Source organism: Fretibacterium fastidiosum, assembly GCF_964642095.1.
In the GTDB taxonomy this organism is placed as follows: Bacteria; Synergistota; Synergistia; order Synergistales; family Aminobacteriaceae; genus Fretibacterium; species Fretibacterium fastidiosum.
Genome location: NZ_OZ209244.1, coordinates 15,652 through 36,572, shown reverse-complemented (window position 1 = coordinate 36,572; position 20,921 = coordinate 15,652). Strand labels below are relative to the sequence as shown.

Annotated in this window: 19 protein-coding genes; 17 read left to right on the top strand and 2 right to left on the bottom strand. The window is 56.1% G+C overall.

Annotated elements, in window-relative coordinates; genetic code table 11:
* Positions 1-144 precede the first annotated feature (144 nt).
* From ACK28C_RS00165 to ACK28C_RS00125, 9 genes are all read left to right on the top strand, one after another.
* A complete protein-coding gene (locus ACK28C_RS00165) occupies positions 145-1,689 on the top strand; it encodes an ABC transporter substrate-binding protein (protein WP_015555810.1) in 1,545 nt (514 codons plus the stop codon).
* Between the two features lie 123 nt (positions 1,690-1,812).
* The gene (locus ACK28C_RS00160) at positions 1,813-2,736 is read left to right on the top strand and encodes an ABC transporter permease (protein ID WP_208873927.1); all 924 of its coding nucleotides are present in this window, start codon (positions 1,813-1,815) and stop codon (positions 2,734-2,736) included.
* Positions 2,737-2,762: 26 nt separating this feature from the next.
* Positions 2,763-3,596, top strand: a complete 834-nt coding sequence (locus tag ACK28C_RS00155; protein ID WP_015555811.1) for an ABC transporter permease — start codon at positions 2,763-2,765, stop codon at positions 3,594-3,596.
* Between the two features lie 9 nt (positions 3,597-3,605).
* Positions 3,606-4,610 (top strand): ABC transporter ATP-binding protein, encoded by a 1,005-nt coding sequence (locus ACK28C_RS00150; RefSeq protein WP_208872472.1) that lies wholly within the window; start codon positions 3,606-3,608, stop codon positions 4,608-4,610.
* A 12-nt stretch (positions 4,611-4,622) separates the two neighbouring features.
* A complete protein-coding gene (locus ACK28C_RS00145) occupies positions 4,623-5,603 on the top strand; it encodes an ABC transporter ATP-binding protein (RefSeq protein ID WP_015555812.1) in 981 nt (326 codons plus the stop codon).
* A complete protein-coding gene (locus ACK28C_RS00140; protein WP_015555813.1) occupies positions 5,596-6,183 on the top strand; it encodes a hypothetical protein in 588 nt (195 codons plus the stop codon). Before ACK28C_RS00145 ends, ACK28C_RS00140 begins: the two co-directional genes overlap by 8 nt.
* Positions 6,176-6,892 (top strand): GntR family transcriptional regulator, encoded by a 717-nt coding sequence (locus ACK28C_RS00135; RefSeq protein WP_015555814.1) that lies wholly within the window; start codon positions 6,176-6,178, stop codon positions 6,890-6,892. The genes ACK28C_RS00140 and ACK28C_RS00135 overlap by 8 nt, the downstream gene beginning before the upstream one ends.
* 81 nt (positions 6,893-6,973) lie before the next feature.
* On the top strand, positions 6,974-7,963 hold the full coding sequence (locus tag ACK28C_RS00130) for a uroporphyrinogen decarboxylase family protein (RefSeq protein ID WP_015555815.1): 990 nt from the start codon (positions 6,974-6,976) through the stop codon (positions 7,961-7,963).
* A 30-nt stretch (positions 7,964-7,993) separates the two neighbouring features.
* Entirely contained in the window at positions 7,994-9,304 is a 1,311-nt protein-coding gene (locus ACK28C_RS00125) for a serine dehydratase subunit alpha family protein (RefSeq protein ID WP_208872474.1), read from the top strand.
* Between the two features lie 213 nt (positions 9,305-9,517).
* Here the strand turns inward: ACK28C_RS00125 and ACK28C_RS00120 are convergent, their stop codons facing one another.
* Positions 9,518-10,912, bottom strand: a complete 1,395-nt coding sequence (locus ACK28C_RS00120) for a YfcC family protein (protein WP_208872475.1) — start codon at positions 10,910-10,912, stop codon at positions 9,518-9,520.
* A gap of 288 nt (positions 10,913-11,200) precedes the next feature.
* Between ACK28C_RS00120 and ACK28C_RS00115 the strand changes: the two genes are divergently transcribed.
* The 8 genes from ACK28C_RS00115 (at position 11,201) to ACK28C_RS00080 (ending at position 19,737) form a co-directional block, all read left to right on the top strand.
* Complete coding sequence (locus ACK28C_RS00115; RefSeq protein WP_409152292.1) at positions 11,201-11,935, top strand: GntR family transcriptional regulator; 735 nt, start codon at positions 11,201-11,203, stop codon at positions 11,933-11,935.
* Between the two features lie 42 nt (positions 11,936-11,977).
* A complete protein-coding gene (locus ACK28C_RS00110) occupies positions 11,978-12,472 on the top strand; it encodes a TRAP transporter small permease (protein WP_015555817.1) in 495 nt (164 codons plus the stop codon).
* Positions 12,469-13,743, top strand: a complete 1,275-nt coding sequence (locus ACK28C_RS00105) for a TRAP transporter large permease (RefSeq protein WP_015555818.1) — start codon at positions 12,469-12,471, stop codon at positions 13,741-13,743. Before ACK28C_RS00110 ends, ACK28C_RS00105 begins: the two co-directional genes overlap by 4 nt.
* A gap of 36 nt (positions 13,744-13,779) precedes the next feature.
* Positions 13,780-14,598, top strand: a complete 819-nt coding sequence (locus ACK28C_RS00100) for a creatininase family protein (RefSeq protein ID WP_015555819.1) — start codon at positions 13,780-13,782, stop codon at positions 14,596-14,598.
* 42 nt (positions 14,599-14,640) lie between these two features.
* A complete protein-coding gene (locus ACK28C_RS00095; protein ID WP_015555820.1) occupies positions 14,641-15,612 on the top strand; it encodes a TRAP transporter substrate-binding protein in 972 nt (323 codons plus the stop codon).
* A 107-nt stretch (positions 15,613-15,719) separates the two neighbouring features.
* Positions 15,720-16,892, top strand: coding sequence for a M20 family metallopeptidase (locus ACK28C_RS00090; RefSeq protein WP_015555821.1), 1,173 nt, complete (start codon positions 15,720-15,722; stop codon positions 16,890-16,892).
* Positions 16,893-17,745: 853 nt separating this feature from the next.
* On the top strand, positions 17,746-18,894 hold the full coding sequence (locus ACK28C_RS00085; RefSeq protein ID WP_243440536.1) for an ABC transporter substrate-binding protein: 1,149 nt from the start codon (positions 17,746-17,748) through the stop codon (positions 18,892-18,894).
* Positions 18,895-19,230: 336 nt separating this feature from the next.
* Entirely contained in the window at positions 19,231-19,737 is a 507-nt protein-coding gene (locus ACK28C_RS00080) for a hypothetical protein (RefSeq protein ID WP_015555823.1), read from the top strand.
* A 272-nt stretch (positions 19,738-20,009) separates the two neighbouring features.
* Here the strand turns inward: ACK28C_RS00080 and ACK28C_RS00075 are convergent, their stop codons facing one another.
* On the bottom strand, positions 20,010-20,528 hold the full coding sequence (locus ACK28C_RS00075) for a hypothetical protein (protein ID WP_208872481.1): 519 nt from the start codon (positions 20,526-20,528) through the stop codon (positions 20,010-20,012).
* Between the last annotated feature and the right edge of the window lie 393 nt (positions 20,529-20,921).

The window sequence follows — 20,921 nt, the reverse complement described above, 5'->3', positions numbered from 1 at the left end:
GAGATAATGGATTTTACGACCGAGTGTGGGGGGCTTGGCCTCCAATGGATGTGTCCACGACGCAATGTGGCTACGATAGGGGAAGTGCAGCAGCGCCTGGTGTCATTGTCGTAACATCTTGATTCAGGAAGGAGTCCTTTGTCTATGAAGAAGACGTTCGCGCTTTGTTTTGCTCTGGCGATGTTGTATGCCGGGGTGGCCTTTGCCGCGTCGAGGGGTGAAACCCTTCGCGTTGGAGTTTCCATCGACGCGAAGAACTTCGACCCGCAGAACGCGGTCGATACCTATTCTTTCTCCATGCAGAAGCAGATTTACGAGCCGCTCTTCACCGTTGACGGCAAGACGCGCAAACTGACGCCGGTGCTGGCCGAAAAGGTTGAGGTGCTTGATGACCACACCTACAAGTTCTACCTTCGCAAGGGCGTCAAGTTTCACAACGGCGAGGAGTTTACGGCGGACGACGTCGTGTTCTCGCTGACGCGCGTGACCGATCCCAAGAGCTCCGTGTTTGCAAAATCAAAGGGCGTGTGGATCGACCCCAAGGGTTTTGAGGTGATCGACAAGCATACGGTGATCGTGCGCACGAACGGCCCGGTCGGCGGTTGGCTTGGCTCGATGAAACACCCCTACGCCATGATCCTGAATCGCAAGGCCGTTGAGGAGGCTGGAGCCGACTACTTCCGCAAGCCGGTTGGGACCGGTCCCTACAAGTTCGTCAGTTGGACGAAGGGCGAGCGGGTCGAAATGGAGGCGTTTGACGACTATTGGGGCGAGAAACCCTACGCCAGGAAGCTGACCTTTGTCGTCCTGCCGGACGACAGCACCCGCATCATCGCCCTCGAGACGGATAAGGTCGATATGATCTACGCCGTGCCGCCCTCGGACTTCGAGCGCCTGCAGAACAGCGATCGCGTCAAGGCCGTTAAGGCTCCCGGCCTGGTCCTGCTGCACTTGGCCATGAACATGGACAGCCCCAAGTTGAAGGACTCCCGTGTGCGTAAGGCGATCGACGCGGCGATCAACAAGGAAGCCTACGTTCAGGTCGTCTACAACGGCAACGGCATCCCCGGCGAGGGCCCGCTGCCCACGGCGTCCTCCTGGTTCCCTGAGAACCCCGAGAAGTGGGGGTACGACCCCGATCTGGCCAGGAAGCTCCTGGAGGAGGCCGGCGTCAAGGACCTCGAGCTGAACCTCTGGGTGATGAACGCCGCCGACCGCGTCAACGGCGCGACCGTACTGCAGAGCATGCTGGGTGCCGTCGGCATCAAGGTCAACGTCTCCGTGTTCGAGAACGCCGTCATCAGCGACAAGGTGCGCAAAGAGCCTGAGAAGTACGACATGTACGCCGCCACCTGGGGCATGCAGACCAATCGCGACGCAGGGGTTTACTGGCAGTCGGTCATCACCACGACCTCCATCGCGAGCACCAACTCGGCCCGCATCTCCGATCCTGAGATCGACAACCTGATGGATGAGGCCAATCACAGTATCGACGAAGAAAAGCGCGGTCAGGTTTTCCAGAAGATCTGGGATCGCGTCAACGACCTGCACCCGTGGGTTTACCTGTGTCAGGCCGACGAGCTTCACGGCGCCCAGAAGGACCTGATCGGCGTCGATGAGCTTTACGACGGAAAGATCAACCTGCTGACCAATATCCACTACCCTGAGCAGACCGAGCGTCTGAAGTAGCTTCCGCCTTTGCAAGGCTCGGGGGCCGTTGGCCCCCGAGCCTTGCAAAGCCCCTTTACTCACTTCCCCTATGAAATTTTTTTGTTTTTCCCGACAGAACTCAAGGAAAAAGGTGATGCTCCCGTGCTGAAGTACGCTATCCGCAGAATTTTCATGCTGATCCCCGTTATCCTGAGCGTCATGTTCATCCTCTTCACCATTCTTTACTTTACGCCTGGGGACCCGGCCCGCATCGCCCTTGGCGAGGAAGCTACGCCTGAAACCATCGAGTCGTTTCGCCGTGAGCATGGATTGGACGATCCTTTTTTCGTTCAGTTTGGGCGGTACGTTTTCAATGCCGTTACAAAGTTTGATTTGGGGTACTCCTACAACATGAAAAGTCCCGTCTCTCAGGAGCTGGCGATTCGCATCCCGACGACGATGAAGCTGGCGTTTGCGGCGGTGCTCTTCAGCACGCTCCTGGGGTTGCCGCTGGGGATTCTCAGCGCGATCAGACAATACTCGCTGCTGGACAGCGTGGTGACCGTTTTCATTCTCCTGGGCGTTTCGATGCCGACGTTTTGGACGGGACTTTTGCTCATTCTGGCTTTTTCGGTCAAGCTGGGCTGGCTGCCCTCGATGGGCTTCGACACGTTGAGTGAGATGGTGTTGCCCGTCGTCACCCTTTCCGGCTCATCAACGGCCCTCTTCGCGAAGATGACGCGGTCGAGCATGCTGGAGGTGATCAAATCCGACTACATCAGGACCGCCCGTGCCAAGGGGCAGAAGGGGAGCGTCGTAATCTGGCGCCATGCCCTGCCGAACGCACTGATCCCTGTCATGACGATTATCAGCATGCAGTTCGGCACGCTGTTGGGTGGATCGATCGTCACGGAGGCCATCTTCTCCATCTCCGGCGTCGGTCGCCTGATGCTCGATGCCATCAACCTGCGCGATTATCCCATCATTCAGGGAGGCGTTTTGTTCATCTCCATGGCCTACTGCTTCATCAACCTGGCCGTCGATCTGCTATATGCGGTGGTCGATCCGCGCATTCACGTCAAGTAGGGGGGACTGTCGTGAAGGGTAACTCCATGTTCAAGTACACGATGATCCGTCTGCGCCGCAGCTACCTGGCGCTGTTCGGACTCTTTATCCTGCTCGTGTTGATCGTTTGCGCCGTCTTTGCCGATCAGCTGGCGCCTTACGGCTACGCCCAGCAGGATTATATGATGATCTGCAAGCCACCTTCGACACTCCATTGGCTGGGGACCGACGAGTTCGGGCGCGACATCCTCAGCCGGCTCATCTACGGCTCTCGGATATCCCTGCAGGTCGGCCTGATCGCCGTCTCCATCTCGCTGGTGGTGGGAGGACTGATCGGTGCGGTCTCCGGGTACTTCGGCGGCAGGCTGGACAACGTCCTCATGCGTTTGATGGACGTTCAGATGGCCATCCCCACGATCCTGATGGCCATCGTCATCTCGTCCGTTCTCGGTCCGGGGTTGTTCAACTTGATGGTCGCCGTGGGCATCACCTATATTCCCAAGTTCGCCCGTCTGACGCGCGCCTCCGTGCTCTCCATCAAGGATCAGGAGTTCATTGAAGCGGCTCGCGCCATGGGCGCTTCTCACAAGCGCATCATCTGTCTTTACATCCTGCCCAACTGCGCCGCGCCGCTCATCGTGCAATCGACGCTGAGCGTAGCCAACGCGATTTTGTTTGCTGCGACCCTGAGCTTCCTCGGCCTGGGAATTCAGCCGCCCTATCCCGAATGGGGAGGCATGCTGTCTGCGGCACGCCCGTACCTGCGCAACAGCGCGCACATGAGCATCTTCCCCGGGCTGGCCATCATGTTCACGATCCTTTCCCTGAACTTCCTCGGCGATGGTCTGCGCGACGCGCTTGACCCCAAGCAGAAGCGTTAGGTGGACACCATGGGCGAAAATAAGGACGTTCTTCTGGACATCAAAGACCTTTCCGTGCAGTTCAACACGGATTCGGGGGTGGTGAAGGCGGTCAACCACCTGAACATGAGGCTGGAGCGCGGAAAGTCGCTGGGCTTCGTGGGCGAGACGGGGGCGGGCAAGACGACGACGGCCCTCTCCATCCTTCAGCTGGTGCAGACCCCTCCCGGCGAGATCGTCGGCGGCGAGATCCTCTTTAACGGGGTCGACGTATGCAAGATGACGGAGACCGAGAAGCGTCGCCTGCGCGGCGGCGACATTTCCATGATCTTTCAGGACCCGATGACCTCGTTGAACCCGATCATGACCGTCGAGGATCAGATCGTGGAGATGGTTTCCCTGCACTTGAAGTTAAAAGGAGGAGCGGTGCGCGAACGGGCCATCGAGATGCTTCGCCTGGTCGGCATCCGCCCCGAGCGCGCCAGGGACTTTCCGCACCAGTTTTCGGGCGGAATGCGCCAGCGCGTGGTGATCGCCATCGCTCTGGCCTGTCGCCCTCAGCTGATCATTGCCGATGAGCCGACCACGGCGCTCGACGTGACGATCCAGGCCCAGGTGCTGGAGCTGATCAAGAAGCTGCAGCAGAGCGAGAAAACGTCGATGCTCCTCATCACTCATGACCTGGGCATCGTGGCGGAGACCTGCGACAACGTGGCGATCATGTACGCGGGGCATCTCATCGAGTACGCCGACCTCAAAAGCCTCTACACCGCGCCGAAGCACCCCTACACGCAGGGGCTGTTCAACGCGGTGCCCACGCTGGAGAGCCCGCTTGGAAGCCGGCTGGCCGTGATCCCCGGTTTGCCGCCCGACCCGACGAACCTGCCGAAGGGCTGTTCCTTCTCGCCGCGCTGTCCTTATGCGAAGGACCTGTGTCATGAAAGGGCCTGCGGCATGCAGGAAGTGGAAACGGGACATTTCGTCGATTGTTACTTCCCGCTGACCCCTGCGTCGGGCAACGCGTTCCTGCAGTGAGGTGGAGTGGTTATGAGCGATAAACCGGATAAGTTCATCGAAGTAAAACATCTGAAAAAGTATTTCACCGTCTCCAGCGGATTGCTTCACGCCGTTGACGACGTGTCGCTCGACATCCCGCGCGGCAGGACGCTGGGGTTGGTGGGGGAGTCGGGCTGCGGAAAGTCCACGCTGGGGCGCGTGATCATCGGCCTGATCGAAGCGAGTGGCGGAGAGGTGCTGTTCGATGGCGAGGACGCGCTGAAGTTCGAGGGGGCGAAGCGCGGCGAATTTCGCCGTCGTGCGCAGATCGTCTTTCAGGACCCCTTCTCGTCGCTGAATCCTCGCATGTCCGTGTCGCAGCTTATCGCCGAACCGCTGATCATCAATGAGGTCTGCCGTTCGCACAAGGAGCTGAACGAAAAAATCGGCGAGCTCATGGACCTGGTCGGCCTGGCCTCGCGTTTGACGACCTCCTTTCCCCACGAGCTGGACGGCGGACGCCGTCAAAGGATCGGCATCGCCCGTGCCCTTGCGCTGGACCCGGACTTTATCGTCCTCGACGAGCCGGTTTCGGCGCTGGACGTCTGCATTCAGGCACAGGTCCTCAACCTGCTTGCCGATCTGCGAGAGCAGCGCGGCTACACGTACCTCTTCATCTCGCACAACCTGTCGGTCGTCCGCTACGTCTCCGACGAGGTTGCGGTCATGTACCTCGGCAACGTGGTGGAAAAGGCAGACAACAGCACGCTGTTCAAGTCGCCGCTGCATCCCTACACGCAGGCACTGCTTTCGGCCGTCCCCGTCGCCAGCGTCGAGCCGAAAAAACAGCGAATCATCCTTGAGGGAGACGTGCCCAGCCCGGTCAATCCTCCTGCCGGCTGTCGCTTCGCAGGGCGCTGTGCGCGTCGCGGGGACGCCTGCACCAGCGAAACGCCCGCGCTGGTCGAAATTGAACCGGGACATTTCGTCGCGTGCCACAGGCTGAAGGATCAGCTTGTTCGCCATGTCTGACGCTCCAGAACGACACGGGAGCACGGAGCGGACGCTGCGTTGGTTCTGCGGCGTCCCCGTGCTCACCAACCCGCTGCTCCTGATGGACCTGGCTTCGGCGCTGGTGATCCTTTGGTTCGTTACCGTGCTGGTCATGGCGCTTGCCCAGGTCGTGTTTGGCGGGGGGGCCCTGGCGGGAACGCACCTCGCGGCGGCCTCGATTTATGCAAGCTATCTGGTGCTGCTGGTTGGGGTGCTGTTCGTCGTGGTCTGCCTGCTCTTCTACCGTCGCGGCTATGTGATGTGTTATCGCTTTGAGGACAACGGCGTTTTTGTCGAGACGCTTCGCGCGAGGAATGTGCCGGGTGCGTCGGGAGCCCACGTTCGCCCCTTTGCCGTTGGCGTCCCGGAAGGTGTCGTTGGCAGCGTGGCGAGGGACGTGGACTGGAGCGACGTGCGGAGCCTCAGGGAGTTGACGGGGATGAACTCGTTTCAGCTGAGGGGAAAGTACGGGCGCCTCGCGCAGATCTACTGTCCCGACGAGAAAACCTATCGGGAGGCCCTGGCCTTTGCGAGGAGGAAAGTCGAGCGTCATGCTTAAAGACGGCAAGCGCACCATGAACAAGCAGGTGTACTTGAGTTTGCGCAGCGACATCCTCTCCGGACGATATCACGACGGGCAACAACTGCTGCAGGCCGAGTTGGCGGAGGAATACCACGTCAGCCGCATCCCCGTTCGCGAGGCGCTGATGCAGCTCTCCAGCGAGGGGCTTGTGCAGATCATCCCCTACAAGGGGGCGGTCGTTGCCTCCTTGTCCATCGAGGAGCTGCACGAGATCTTTGAGATCCGTTACGCGCTCGAGTCCTTGATCTTGCGTTACGTCGTGCAGAACATCACGGAAGAATCGGCTGCGCGAGTCCACAACCTGCTCCTGGAATCGACGCAGACGCCGCCGGAAAGGCGAAGCCGCAAGACGAACTGGGAATTTCACCGCGCGCTTTATGAAATTGCAGAAAAGCCCCGTCTGCTGGAGCTGATCGAGTCACAGTACAACAAGATCGATCGCTACGTTCAGATGGACATTACTTTGCCGAACGTGCAGGAGAACGCCTTTAAATCCCACGACGCGATCCTTCAGGCCTGCCGGGTCGGTGATGCGGTGGAGGCGACCGTGTTGCTTCACGAACATATGGTGACGGCGCTTCGCCGCCTCGACCGCTTCCTGCAGCAGGAGGAAGTCCGCGCTCCGGACTCGAATCGCTCGACCACGCTTTTTATGCCGCTGATCAACCGTCGCGTGCTGCGGTAACGCCTGGAGGATCGGTGAATGCTGTCTGGCGCGCGATAGTAAGTTTTGTCATGTCGTACTATATTTCGGGAGGTTTTATCAATGTTGACGCACAAGCAGAGGATCGAAAACGCCCTTGCGCTGAAGGAGAACGACCGCACGCCCTACAGCATGTGGATGCACTACCCCAATCGCGACCGTCATCCCCGCCGCCTGGCCGAACTGGCGCTCAAGGCCCAGAGGGAGTACGATCTGGACTTTATCAAGTACATGCCCTTTGGACTTTACACCACCATCGACATGGGCGTTGACCTTGACGTGTACGAGGGCTTTGAAAAGGCCCCCACTCAGCATGAGCCCGTCATCAGGGACGTCAGGGACTGGGATCGCATTCGTCCTATCGACGGAACCCGGGGTGAGTACGCCGTCGTCCTGGAGTCGCAGCGCATTCTCATGGAGATGATGGAGGAACACGTGCCCTTCCTGCAGACGCTTTTCAGCCCGGCCACCACGCTGGCAAAGATGTGTTCTCCAGCCGTGCTGGTCAGGCATATGCGCGAGGACCCCGCTCGCGTCCACCGCGTGCTGGAGATGGTCACGGACACCACGATTCGATTTGCCCGCGCTTCCGCCGACCTGGGCGCGGACGGATTCTTCTATGCCTCGCAGCTTTCGGGGCGCCAGACGATGGAAAAAGCCGAGCACGAGGCGTTTGTCGAAAAGTATGACCTTGCGATCCTGAATGCCGTTAAGGACAGGACCTGGTTTAACGTTCTGCACCTGCACGGCGCCCAGGTGCGCATCGACGAAGTTCAGCATTACCCCGTGCAGGGGCTGAGCTGGCACGACCGCGATGAAGGCCCCTCCATGGAGGAGGTTCGCAAGTACAGCACAAAGGCGTTCGTTGGAGGCCTCAGCTGGGGTGAGAATTGGCTGACCAAGACGGAGGAACAGGTCGTCGGCGAGGTGCGGGAGATGTGCGGTCGCCCCGGCCTGATCCTGGGGCCGGGTTGCGTGATCGAGCCGCACACCCCGAAGAAGTTCCTGGAGCTGGTTCATAAGACGGTCGTCGAGCGTTCGTGTTGTCGCTGATTTTTGGCACTGGAGAGTTTGGGAGGGCCTATGTTCACCATCACTGAGTTTTTGCATGAAGAGGTAAAGCCGGCGTTGGGCTGTACTGAGCCGGGGGCTGTGGCGCTGGCGGTCGCCAGGGCGTGCGAGCAGCTGAGCGCGCGGGCGGAGCGATTGGAGGTCGTCGTCAGCGACAACATCTTTAAGAACGGCATCGCCGTCGGAGTGCCGGGGACCGACGGCGCGCGCGGCAACGAGATCGCCGCGGCACTGGCGGTGTTCTGTGGCCACAGCGCCTACAGCCTTGAGGTGCTGAAGGACGCGACTCCCGACGACCTTCGGAAGGCCAGAGCGTTTATCGACGACGGCAAACTGACGCTGACGGCCAACGGTCAGGGCGGCGTCTACGTCAAGGCGAAGGCTTACGCTGGCGGGGAGACGGGGACGGCCGTGATCGAGCAGACGCACGGCAACATCACGCTCGTGAAAAAAAACGACACGGTCGTCTTTGAGGCCGTGCCGTCCTGCGACTCTGCCACGCCAAAGACGACCGAAAAAAACGCCTCCGTTTCTATTCCCGACCAGGTGAAGACGATGGGCTTTGAAGAGTTGGTGGCGCTGGCCGACCGGCTCTCGCCTGAGGACGTGGACTACGTCTGGAGGGGCATCGAGATGAACCTGCGCATCTCGGACTTCGGCTTTGACCACGAGGTGGGGCTTGGCCTGGGGCGAACCATCAGGACCTCGGCTGGTGCGAACTACAGCACCGATTTGGCCGCTCAGGTGAAGGCGATCTCCGCCGCAGCCTCTGACGCGCGCATGGCGGGTGTGGCACTGCCCGTGATGAGCAGCGCGGGCAGCGGCAATCATGGCATCACCGCGATCCTACCGGTCTACGTGGTTGGTGCGGCGCATCAAAAATCCCGCGAGGAGATCGCCCGCGCTGTGGCCTACAGCCACCTGGCGACGAGCTTCGTCAAGAGCCGCATGGGGCGCCTTAGCCCCGTCTGTGGCTGTGCGGTGGCAGCAGGAGCAGGCGCGGCCGCAGGCATCGTGAACGTCCTGGGGGGCACGGACGCGCAGGCGCAGAAGGCCATGGAACTGGTGCTGGGCAACATCACGGGTATGCTCTGCGACGGAGCGAAGGAGTCCTGCGCGCTCAAGGTCGGCACGGGAGCGACCGAGGCCTTTTACGCGGCGCAGATCGCCCTGGCTGGCGGCGGGATGGCGGTGTCCCAGGGCGTCGTTGACGTGAACAGCTTCACGCGCACGGCGGAGAACGCGGCGCGGCTGAACCGCGAGGGCATGAAGGACGTCGATCACACGATCATCGACATCATCACGCACCGCTGCGTGAGTTGAGCTGACCGGCAGGAAATCATGAGAAGGGGACTGACGGCCCGCGAGCAAAGGCGAGCGGTAGCCGGAAGGCTCCCCGAAAGTGGGGACAGAGGGCAGAATCACAAGCTGCCTTCCGTCCCCATTTTGAATAACGCATCGTAGTGTTGAGATTCAGGAGAGGATGCGCGCACTCAAGCGTGTCGCAAACCAGCACGCCCCATGACGTGGAACCCCCTACATGGGCCCGTAGCCGATCGCATCGGCCAGGTACAGGAACGCGAGCTGCATGAGGAAGAAGAAAACCTGCAGCGGGAGGATGAACTGATACCATTTCTTCAAGGAAACGCGGGCCAGGCCGCAATAGATCAGGAGCGTGCCGTTGGTGAACCACAGCGTGTTGGAGATGCCGTCGCCGAACTGAAAAGCCAACGTCGCCGTCTGGCGCGTGATGTGCAGCATGTCGGCCATGGGAATCATGATGGGCATCACGGCCATTGCCTGGCCAGAACCGGAGGGGATCAGCGCGTTGATAAAGAAATTGACGATGAACATGAATACGGATGTTAGGTAGGAGGAAGCGGTGCTCATCATGCTCGTCAATCCGTGAACGAGGGGGTCCACCAATCCGCCCTGCGTCATGACCCACTGAACGGAGCGGGCCAGCCCGATGATCAATGCCCCGCCGAACGCAGCCAGTGCGCCCTTCACGATGGTGTCGCAGATGTCGGAAGCGGACATGCGGTTGACGATGCCCGTCGCGACGCCGCCCATCAGGAAGACGGCGCTCATCTCACCGAAGGACCAACCTTGGGTCAGCAGTCCCCACACCGTGAAGCCGAAGCAGATGCCCATGAAAATCAATGAAACCGTTTTGGCTCCGTCCAATGTGTTGGACTCATCGATAGGGATGACCAGAGAACTCGTGTCGACGTCGGTCATCAGGCTCCGTGCGGGGTCTTTTTTGATACTCGCTGCGTAGCGCAGGATCCAGAAGAGGCTCGATAGTGCCACGACGCCAAGCACGGCGAGACGCAGGCCCCAACCGGAGAACATGGGCAACTCAGCGATTTTATGGGAAATGCCGACCGTATAAATATTGAAGGGCCCTACTGCGAAGGAGATCAGGCAGGCGAAGCCGGAGATGGCCATGCCAACCAGCGAGTCGTAGCCCAGCGAGATGGACAGTGAAATGATGATGGGTACGAAGGGGATGATCTGCTCCGACCAGCCGAGGATGCCGCCGATGAACATGAAGACGAGCGCGATGATGGCGATAATTAGCTGACTGCCCACCCTGTTTGAGAGCTTGAGGACGGAGTTGATGGCAGCGCCCATAACGCCCGTTTTGTTGTAGATCGCTACAACGCCGCCAATGATCATGACGGCGAACATCATCATCGCCGCGCCGGTCAGTCCCTGGGGGATGGACTCGAACATCTTGAAGACCGAAACCGGCGTCCGTGCCGTCTCATGATAACTCGTCGCCACGACGCGCGTCACTCCGTTGATCGTCTCGCGATCATAGGCTCCGGCTGTCACGAAGTACGACGCGATGGTGCAGAGCACGATCATGACGACCAACACCAGGTTCGGGTTGAAGTTCCGCACTTCCTTCTGTTGACTACTCATACGACATTACCTCCCTTGAATGACAGTTGATTTTTACTCCGCCGGCAGCGGTCTCGCACAGACGCTGCACGGCGAATACCCGCTTTTATCCAGTGATGACGCTGAAGATAGGCTCTGCCCCACAAAGGGTTTTGCACCTCGATTAAGCCTTCACCCAGCCCCAGGCACCTTAAGGAAGTATAACGTTTTTTGTTCCTCCTTGCCATCGACAAAAATTTCCTTGACACATTTAACATGATAGCATAATATTATGACATTTAAGGATCATAGTTTGATAATGGTAATTTAATGTTACGATTGGGGTGGGTGGCAATGGATATTCCTCTATACTACAAGATATATAACGATCTCCTTCGCAAGATAGGCTCTGAGGAATACCCCCCCGGCAGCGTCTTGCCCACCGACGGCGAACTGGAGGAACTGTATGGGGTAAGCAAGGCTCCGGTACGACAAGCCCTAGAAAAATTAAAAAACGAGGGCCTGATTGAACGACATCCGGGCCGGCGAACGCGCGTTCGAGAGTTGAAGCGTTCTACGCCTTGGCTTCTGCAATCGGGGTTACAGCGACACTACAGCGAAAATTGGACTCATCTCACGTGTAAGACTCATCTTGTTGAGGTATGTCAGCCCCCGGGAAATGCACGAGCTTTTTTTGGCGTTACATCAAGCACGCTGCTCCCGCATCTTATCCGCGTGCGCAGCCTGGGTAACAAACCTGTCGTTGTTATGCACAATTACCTTGCACCGGAACTTGCCTCTGTCAATTTTTGCGAACTGGGAGATTTTTCTAATCTCAAGGAATGTCTTTTTGTTCAGCGAGGACTTGCAGTCACCCTGGCGGAGGAGAAGCTCATAGCAGTCGCAATTCATGGGGAAAACGCTCAGTACCTTAAGGTAAAGGAGGGATCACCTCAGCTGTTGATTCGCAGGTATTCTTATGATCAACACAAGCTGCCTTTGGCGTATGACGAACATTATGTGAATAGTAATATTTGGCAATATGAAGTAGCGTTTTTACAATAAAATGCCGTCTATTTACTATAAAACATAGAATATGAGGGGGTGATGTTTTTGACACGCTTTTACTCGCGTCTGATGGCGTTATTTCGGGTTGTAGTGGGCATTTTGTTTGTTGCGATTATTATTTTAACGATCACCCAGGTCTTTTGCCGCTTTGTGTTGGATTCTCCTCTGGTGTGGAGCGAGGAGCTTTCTCGCCTTTTATTTGTATGGATGACGATGTTCGGGGGGCCAGTCCTGACTTATCAAAGGGCTCATCTCGCGATACCGGAGCTTGTCCGGTCGCTTCCAGAGAAAACGCAGGGGTGGCTTGACCTCCTTTTAAACCTCATTGTCGCTGTTATGTTGGCCATAATGACGGCTACGTCGCCTAAGTTGCTGAAGGTTTCATGGCACATCACATCAGGCGCTTTAAAGCTGCCGTTTACATTCTGGAGGGCAGCCGCACCCTTTGGTTGTTTTTTCATGTTGTGTAGCATCCTTATACGACTCCCTGTCATGATCCGCAGAGTGTGCGAAAAGAAGGAGGAGGCCCGATGATCGCGCTGATGTTTATTCTGCTCGCAGCCTTGACGCTCTTAGGCATGCCCATTGCCTTTGCAACAGGAGTCAGTTCACTCATCTTCCTACTCTACCAAGGTATCCCGCTGAATGTTCTCTCGCAGAATATCGTATCAGGCATCGACTCGTTTACCATATTCTCCGTCCCATTTTTTTACCTTGCGGGGGAGTTGATGAACTTCAGTGGCATAACAGACCGCATTATAGACATGGCCAAGGCCTTGGTTGGTCACATGCGCGGCGGCTTAGCGCAAGTGAATATTCTTGCCAGCGTCTTTTTTGCCGGCATCTCCGGGTCGGCGACGGCAGACACAGCAGCTCTGGGTTCTATCTTGATTCCAGCGATGAAAAAGGAAGGCTATGACGCTGATTTTTCCGCTGCCATCACGGCGGCCTCCTCCCTCATTGGTCCCATCATTCCTCCAAGTATTGGCCTTGTGCTCTATGGGGTCCTCGCTCAGCAGCCTGTCGGTAAACTTTTGGCCGCAGGCATCCTGCCTGGGTTTGTCATCGCGATTTCACAAATGGTGTTTACGCACTACTACTCGATCAGGAAAAATTATCCGACATCCCCCAGAGCTACATTTAAACAGGCTAGACGCGCCATCCTTCGAGGAACGCCAGCGTTGATGATGCCCATTATTGTTGTTGTCGGCATCCTCAGCGGCATGTTTACGCCAACAGAAGCAGCTGCCGTGGCCGTCCTCTACGGTTTTTTCATGGGGGCTGTTGTCTACCGCGAGGCCTCGCTTCGTACGACGTGGAGCCTTCTTGCAAACGTTGCACTGAACAGCATTAAGGTGTTATTAATCATCGCGTTTGCGTCCATGTTCAGCTGGGTTGTCACCCGCGCTCAAGTACCGACGACGGTGCTTAACGCGTTACTGCAGCTGAGCAGCAATCGTTATGTCCTTTTAGGGCTGATCACGTTGTTTGTTTTCATCATGGGGCTTTTCATGATTCCATCAGCTATTCAAGTTGTTGTCACGCCTATCCTCGTTCCCATTATCCTTAAGCTGGGCATTGACCCAATTCACTTTGGCGTGCTTTTGGTGTTCACCACAGGAATTGGGTCGATCACTCCACCTGTCGGCGTGTGCTTGTCGTTGGCAGCTGAGATTGCTGACACGTCCTATAAAGACCTCGTAAAAACGATGATCCCCATTTATATCCCCATGTTGATCGCGACACTTATAATCGCCTATGTTCCTTGGATATCTACGTTTATTCCCGATTATTTTTTGAAGTGAAAGCTCACGAAGGTTGTAGGAAAGGAGATAGAAGTTATGGAAAAGCACGAACTATATCGGATGACGTGGAAAGAGGTGGAGAACGCATTCAAGAAAGACCCCGTAATCCTCATCCCTTTAGGCTCTACAGAACAGCAGGGCCCCCATACTCCGACAGGTGATTACCGTTGCGCTGAGGCAGTGGCAAAAGCTGTATCGAAAAGGACAGGGGCCTATATGACGACTTGCATCCCCTTTGGCTACTCCGAGTACTTTCGAGGATTCCCAGGGTCGGTATCACTTCAGCCAAAAACGTTCATTAGTTTGATGGAGGATATCTGCTGTTGTTTCCTGGATCATGGTATTAAGCGTATCATGTTCTTCAACGGACATGCGGGGAACAATCCGCTCTTAGACCGCGTTTCCAGGATGATCCTGCGCGAGCGCGGCATCATGATCCCCAACGTGAACCTGTGGAGTCTTTTGACGCCGGCTTTTCGTAAGAGCGTATTTGACGATCCCAAAACCTCGGCTCATGGTGCCGAACCACTGACTTCAATGACCTGGTATCTCAACCCAGAGGACATGCGCATGGAACTTTTACCAGAAAGACCGCGCATCAACCGTCAGGTGCAGGGGATGGACGTGGAAAACTTAACGACACTCACCTATGATGGGATTGGCTTTTCCGTGTTTATGAACATGGAGGACATTTCTCCGGACGGTATTATGGGTAACGCCTTGTTGGCTAGTCCGGAGAACGGAAAAAAACTGTTTGATGAGGTGATCCGTAACGCTTGCAAACTCGTTGAAAAATGGAAGACCGTTAATACCTGTTGGCCATCCGGCGAAGGGCATATTGTGGAGAATGATTGAGTCATTGCTCTGAGCTGTAAGTTTATCAAAGGAGTGAGTCTTATGCATAAGAAGTTTGTTGCTGTAGCAGCCGTGTTGTTCCTCCTTCTGTCCTTTGCGTCGTCTGCTTTTGCCGCCAGGGAAATTCACTACAGCACCTGGGCCAGCTCTGGCGAGGCGGCCTACACGGGAATGGAGAAGTTTAAGGAGCTCGTTGAGAAGGGGACGAATGGAGAGCTTAAGGTGTTTCTCTATCCCGCGGATCAGCTTGGTAAGACAACGGAGCAGTTTGAGCAGGTCCAAATGGGGACGATTCACATGATGTCGAGCGGCCAACCGCCTATGACGGAGATCGAGTACCTGAGCCTCCCTTACCTCGTGAAAAACCTTGACAATTGGAAACTGATCCTGAACAGCGATATTGGCAAGGAATGGAACCAGAAATGCTTGAGCGATTATGGTGTGCGCATCCTTGGCCTTCTTCCGCGTGGACCGCGTGTTATCAGCGCTAACAAGATCATCAATACAATGGATGACCTGGAGGGGATGAAAATACGCTCTCCAGAGCGCGATTATTACGTCGATACGCTCGTTGCTATGGGGGCGCAGCCTACGACGATGTCCTTTGGCGAAGTCTATACGTCTCTGCAGACCGGCGTCGTTGATGGTCAGGAAAATCCTATTGAGACGATTGTTGCAGCCGGGTTTCATGAGGTCCAGAAGTGCATTGCCATGACAAATCACATTAACAAACCTGCGTTTGTCGTCATCAACGAGGAATTCTTCGGGGGCTTGACGGAGGAACAACGGGAGATTCTCATTGAGGCGCAGGCAGAGGCGGAGAAGTTGACTCAGGCCTTGATGGAGCAGCAGCAGGTGGAGTTGCTCAAGAGCATCAAGGATGCCGGCGTGACCGTTACGACTCCTGATCTGAAGCCATTTATCGAAGCGACTCGGAAGGTTCGGGACGTGCTGGGCACGAAGGTTTGGGGCGAAGAGAGGTATCGGAAGATCACTGAAATGGCCCAGAGGTAGGGTAATGAACAGCCCGGAGAGCCGATAAATGGAACCTTCGGGCTGTTGTCGTAGTATTGGCCAGGAGCTCGTGCTGTTGGGCCAGCTGGAACGAGAGGGGAAACACCATGGATTTTATATCTCTAGAGAAAGACGCTATTGGGTGGCGTCGCCATATTCATCAGCATCCAGAGCTTGGCTTCAAGGAATTTGAAACGACAAAATACATCCGTGAGCGACTTGAGGAGTTCGGCATTGCTGATTTCATTCCGCTTAAAGAGACCGGCGTCGCGGCCGTGATCCATGGGGCGTCCGCCGGCCCGTGCATCGCTTTTCGAGCGGACATCGACGCGCTTCCCACGGCGGAGGACAGTGGGTATCCATGGCCATCGCTGAATCCTGGCGTCTGTCACGCTTGCGGGCATGATGTACATACAGCCGTGCTCCTTGGCCTGTCAAAAGCATTGCAGCAGGAACGTACGAAACTGGCTGGTAGCGTAAAACTGATTTTTCAGCCCGGGGAGGAGATCATGTGCGGGGCGGAGTCCATCATACGGTCTGGGGTTCTTGAGGATCCGATCCCCGAGGCTATTGTTGGACTTCATATCTGGCCTCAGACCCCATGTGGAGACGTTGCTTTTTGTCATGGCCCAATGATGGCCTCGTCGGATAGCTTTACTATTACCGTGACCGGTAAACAAGGGCATGGTGCACATCCGGAGGTGTGCGTGGATGCCCTCTATATCGCAGCACAAGTGCTGATTGCTGTGCAGGGCATTGTAGCGCGCGAGGTGTCCCCGACGGACCCTTCCGTCGTTACTATCGGTACCATCGTGGGCGGCCTTGCTCCAAATATCACAGCAGGCGAAGCCGTAATGAAGGGCACGATGCGCTGCATGACTCTTGAAACACGCAGCTATATCAAAGAAGCGCTGGAACGCATTGCCAGGCAGACTGCGATTGCTCATAAGGGAAACGCGACGGTCAAATTCGCTGGGCCAGGGATTCCACCCGTCATCTCAGATGAGAAGGTGCTTAGAGAGGTTGAGATAGCGGCGCAGCAAGCGCTCGGAGAAGATCACATCCGCGAACTAAAGGAGCCTTCTATGGGCAGCGAAGATTTCTCGCTCTATCTTAAAAAAATTCCAGGCGCTTTCTACCGCCTCGGTACGGCCTTGAAGGACAACGCTGCAACGCATAAATCCCTTCATTCGCCGCAGCTTTTTGTGCCAGATGAAGCGATTATCGCTGGTATTCGGGTCATGTACCAGTTTGCCGTTAATCGTCTCGGAAAAGGTTGAAGTAGTAGCATAGTGGTCTCAAAATCGCGGACCGCTATATCGACGCTAAACTGTCAAGCTAAAAGCAACAGGTAAATTGAAAAAGGCCTCATTAGGGGAACGGAAGCCGAGACACTTTTGGGACGATTGCTCAGACGTTCTACAATCCGCAGAACATCGTCGTTCCGAACCTCTCGGAAGTCGATCCCCTTGGGCAAATACTCGCGAATGAGTCCGTTCGTGTTTTCATTCGTACCACGCTCCCAGGGGCTGTGCGAATGGGCAAAGTACACAGGATCCCCAGGGCAGCAGATACTTCCTTGTGTCGCGCAAACCCCTTTCCGTTGTCCGTCGTCAGGCTGCGGCACACCAGCTCATCAAGCAGACGGATCAGGGCAACCTGAACAGTTGCAGCAATCTTGTCCCGTCAGTCCCCGCAGGGGGCAGCAAGCAAGCCCTTCGGTCAACCACGGTAACCAGACCCCCTGTCCCCGGCTTGCCCAGAACGGTATCCACCTTCCAGTTTCCGACGTAAAGCCTCTCTTCAACGAAGCTCAATGGGAACAGTGTCCCTGATACGCCTCAAGGTAGCGGCAATCTTTAGAATTCCGCAGCCCTGTGTACGAAAACACAGTATACTTTCTTGCTCTGTTGCTGTAAGATAGATAGAACCTATCCCTTCCCATTCAGAATTTTTTAGAGGAAGGACAGACTCTGGGTGTCATCTTCCTTCGCTGTTTGTGCTTGTGAAACTCATTTAGCACGAATAACTGCCACCTAGGTGCCTTTTTTCTCCTCTCACCCCCTGCTGTTGCGTTTAGTTGTAAAGCCAAGTTTTATTCTATGCTTCAAAAATTTAATGGAGGTGGACGGTTTGAAGAGAACACTAGCAGCGCTGGCATTGGTTTGGGCGTTGACAGGGACTGCGTTCGCAGCGGAGGGGCCCATCAAGATCGGCTATCTCGCGCCCTTGACAGGCGATAACGCGGCCTCCGGTACAACCGAGGCCAGGACGGCCAGGATGATCGTGGATGAACAGAACGAGGCAGGTGGGCTCCTTGGAGGGCGCCCCATTGAGCTCATCGTTTACGACACGAAGTCGCGCAATGAGGACGCGGTCAACGCGGCCCGGCGCTTGGTCGTGAACGACGGCGTGTGCGTCATTGTGGGGGACTTGTCCAGCGGCATCAACATCGCTACAGCGCCCATCGTGGCCAGGGGCAAGGTGCCCCAAATCTCCACGCTGGGAACCAACCCGCTGGTTACGGTGGACAACAAGGGCAACGTACGCCCTTACTCCTTCCGCATCTGCTTCACTGACCCCTATCAGGGGGCGCTGGCGGCGGACCTGGCCTACAATGACCTGGGCAAGAAGAAGGCAGCTATCCTCTACAATGTGGGTTCCGACTACGCTCACGGGCTCCGGGAATTTTTCGTGAAGAACTACGAGAAGCTGGGCGGCGAGATCGTGGCGGATGAGGGCTTCCGTGGCGATGACGTGGACTTCCGGGCCCAGCTCACCACCATCAAAGCCGCCGGCGCGGATATCCTGTTCCTTCCTGGCATGGGCAAGGATATGGGTCTGGCTATCAAACAGGCTCGGGAGTTGGGCTTTGACGGCAGCATCGTCGGAGGCGATGGATACAGCGACGTCATGATCGAGATCGCCGGCGACGCCATGAAGGGGACACACTGGGTCAGTCACACCTATTTTGAGGACCCCGGAATGGTCCCCATTTACGAACGGTTTCAAAAACGCTACAATGACGTATGCAAGGAGTTTGTCAGCACCGCCATGGCAGCGGACGCCATGTATTGGGTTTTTGACGCTATCAGACGTGCCGGCGTGGACGAGGGACCGGCTATCGCTAAGGCTCTGGAGGGGACAAAGGACCTCAAGTTGAACCACGCGACGCTCACCATCGACCCCGCCACCCACAATCCCCTGAACAAGGCCGGCATCATCCTGAGGGTGGATGACAACCTGGAGCGGAAGTTCTACAAGAAGGTCGAGCCGAAATAAACCTTACGCGCAAAGCCCTGGACCGGCGTCCGACCCTCCGATATAGCGATCCCAAAATGGAGTGTCACGGGCAGGGAAGCGCTGATCAATCTTCAAAAGTTGTTGAAAACGATCAAGGAGTATCACACGAAGAGTGTTCTTCAGCGCTTCCCTAAAATTTTAAAATGGGGCTCGTCCCCCCTTCGGGGAGCCTTCCGATACCGTTCGCTGACGGTACGTTCGTCCTGCAGGACGGGTACAGGTGCTCTTGTATGAGGGGAGCCACGATCCGGTTCTGGACAGGTGAAGGTGCTGAACGCGCTTCATCGCAGATGTTCTAATACAGAGGGACAGCCAATGGGACTTTCTTGGAGCGCAATGCGTAAAGTGTTGGAACATGAGAATATTTGTGATTCCCTCAAGGGGAGGGTACAGTATTTTGTCACTCGGTATAGAGAATCCCATGACCAGGAGGGGCGTGTTGCCGTCCGTCTTGACGGAAACGAGATTTTCAAGTCCAACTTCTACGACGGAGAGATAAAACGCCGTGAAGCATGGAACGAAATCAACGCAAGCAAAGGCAGACCGACGGATTATGCAGAATCTGGCGAACAGATGGAGCTTGAAGCCTTAAATAAGGGCGGCTTCGAGCGATTTGCTTTTTACGATGCTTTTTATCGTTACCAAAACAGTGGCATCAATGACAGCTTGCAGTCTTCTGACCCTGTAGTACGGCTCTTCGCCATTTTGGACAAAAGAGTCGGGAAAAGGCGATTGCATAAAATGATTTCCGAGATCGAACAGCAGCCCATATGGCTGAAGCCTTTCTACCGATTACGGCTGGAATCGGACGGTGTTATTTGATAATGGCAAAATAAAAAGAGCTGACTGACGTTCACAATCAGCCAGCTCTTTGCTTTTGGAATAACCAATCAACGTTGCCGCTCGACTCTTGCCAGCGTCGCAAATCCACCTCGCTCGTCGCGGAGGGAAGTTACGTCCGGTACCGCGTGGTTGGTCCCGCGCACCTCGTTGTAGAGACGCCGAGCCGTTACGCTCAGCGCCTCCAGTGGGATAAGCGCCTGGTCGTCAAGCGAAACGCAACAGGGAAGTGCCGGTTTTCAATCGGCGCTTCCTTAAAAGACCTCGAAGGACTTCGCCATCCGGCTCAGGATATCGCCGAACACCTCGTGCTCGTCGTGCGGGTACTTGAAGACGAAGAAGGCAGCCCTGCGGCCGTTGACGACGCAGCACTGCGCCATCAGCACATCGCGGTCGTCGGGGTCGGTATAGCCGATCGAGAAGGCGTTCTTCCTCAGCTTCTCCGAATGTTTGATGGTGACGTTGCCGTTCTTCTCAAAATCCTTCTTGAGGCTCTGCAAGAGGGACTTGGCGTTCTCCTTACCCTTCAGATCGCGGCCCCATGCCTTCAGAAGATATTTTTTGTGGATGGACTCCATGACGACCTCACTGCCGTCCTCCTTGAAGGTGCCGTCGAAAAAGATATCGGGATACTGGAGGGAGTAACCGAACACCTTGTTGATGTACCCCTTGTACTCCATCGAGTCCATTGCCGAGGCGGCTCTCGTCAGTGTTACGACCGAAAGGCAGAGGAGAAACACCGTAAAAACACGCATCAATCTTGTTCTGAACATCGATAAAAACCTCCTTCAGCGATACTTCATGAAAATGAATCCCGTCCCGTTAGGGGACTCAAAGATGTTAAATGATGGAGAAGAAACCATTCAGAGCCATTCTACAGACGATTCGAAAGGTAATAGTACCGTAACGGGATCGAGTTGCGTGAAGGGCAACACCGACGAGGAGAAGCCCGGCGGCTCTAAACGTTCCCGCTCAGGTGGTGCTCCAGACCGGAGACGTCGGGGACCCCATGATCACGGGAGCATCCTTATCCGCCTCCTTGCAGGCCTGCGTCATCGTGTCCAACTATCTTCTCTCACCCGTTTTTAGTAAAAGCGCAGTTGACCGATTGCACCAACCGGTTTGTAATATCTATTATGAAACAACGCAGTAGCTGTCATATTTAC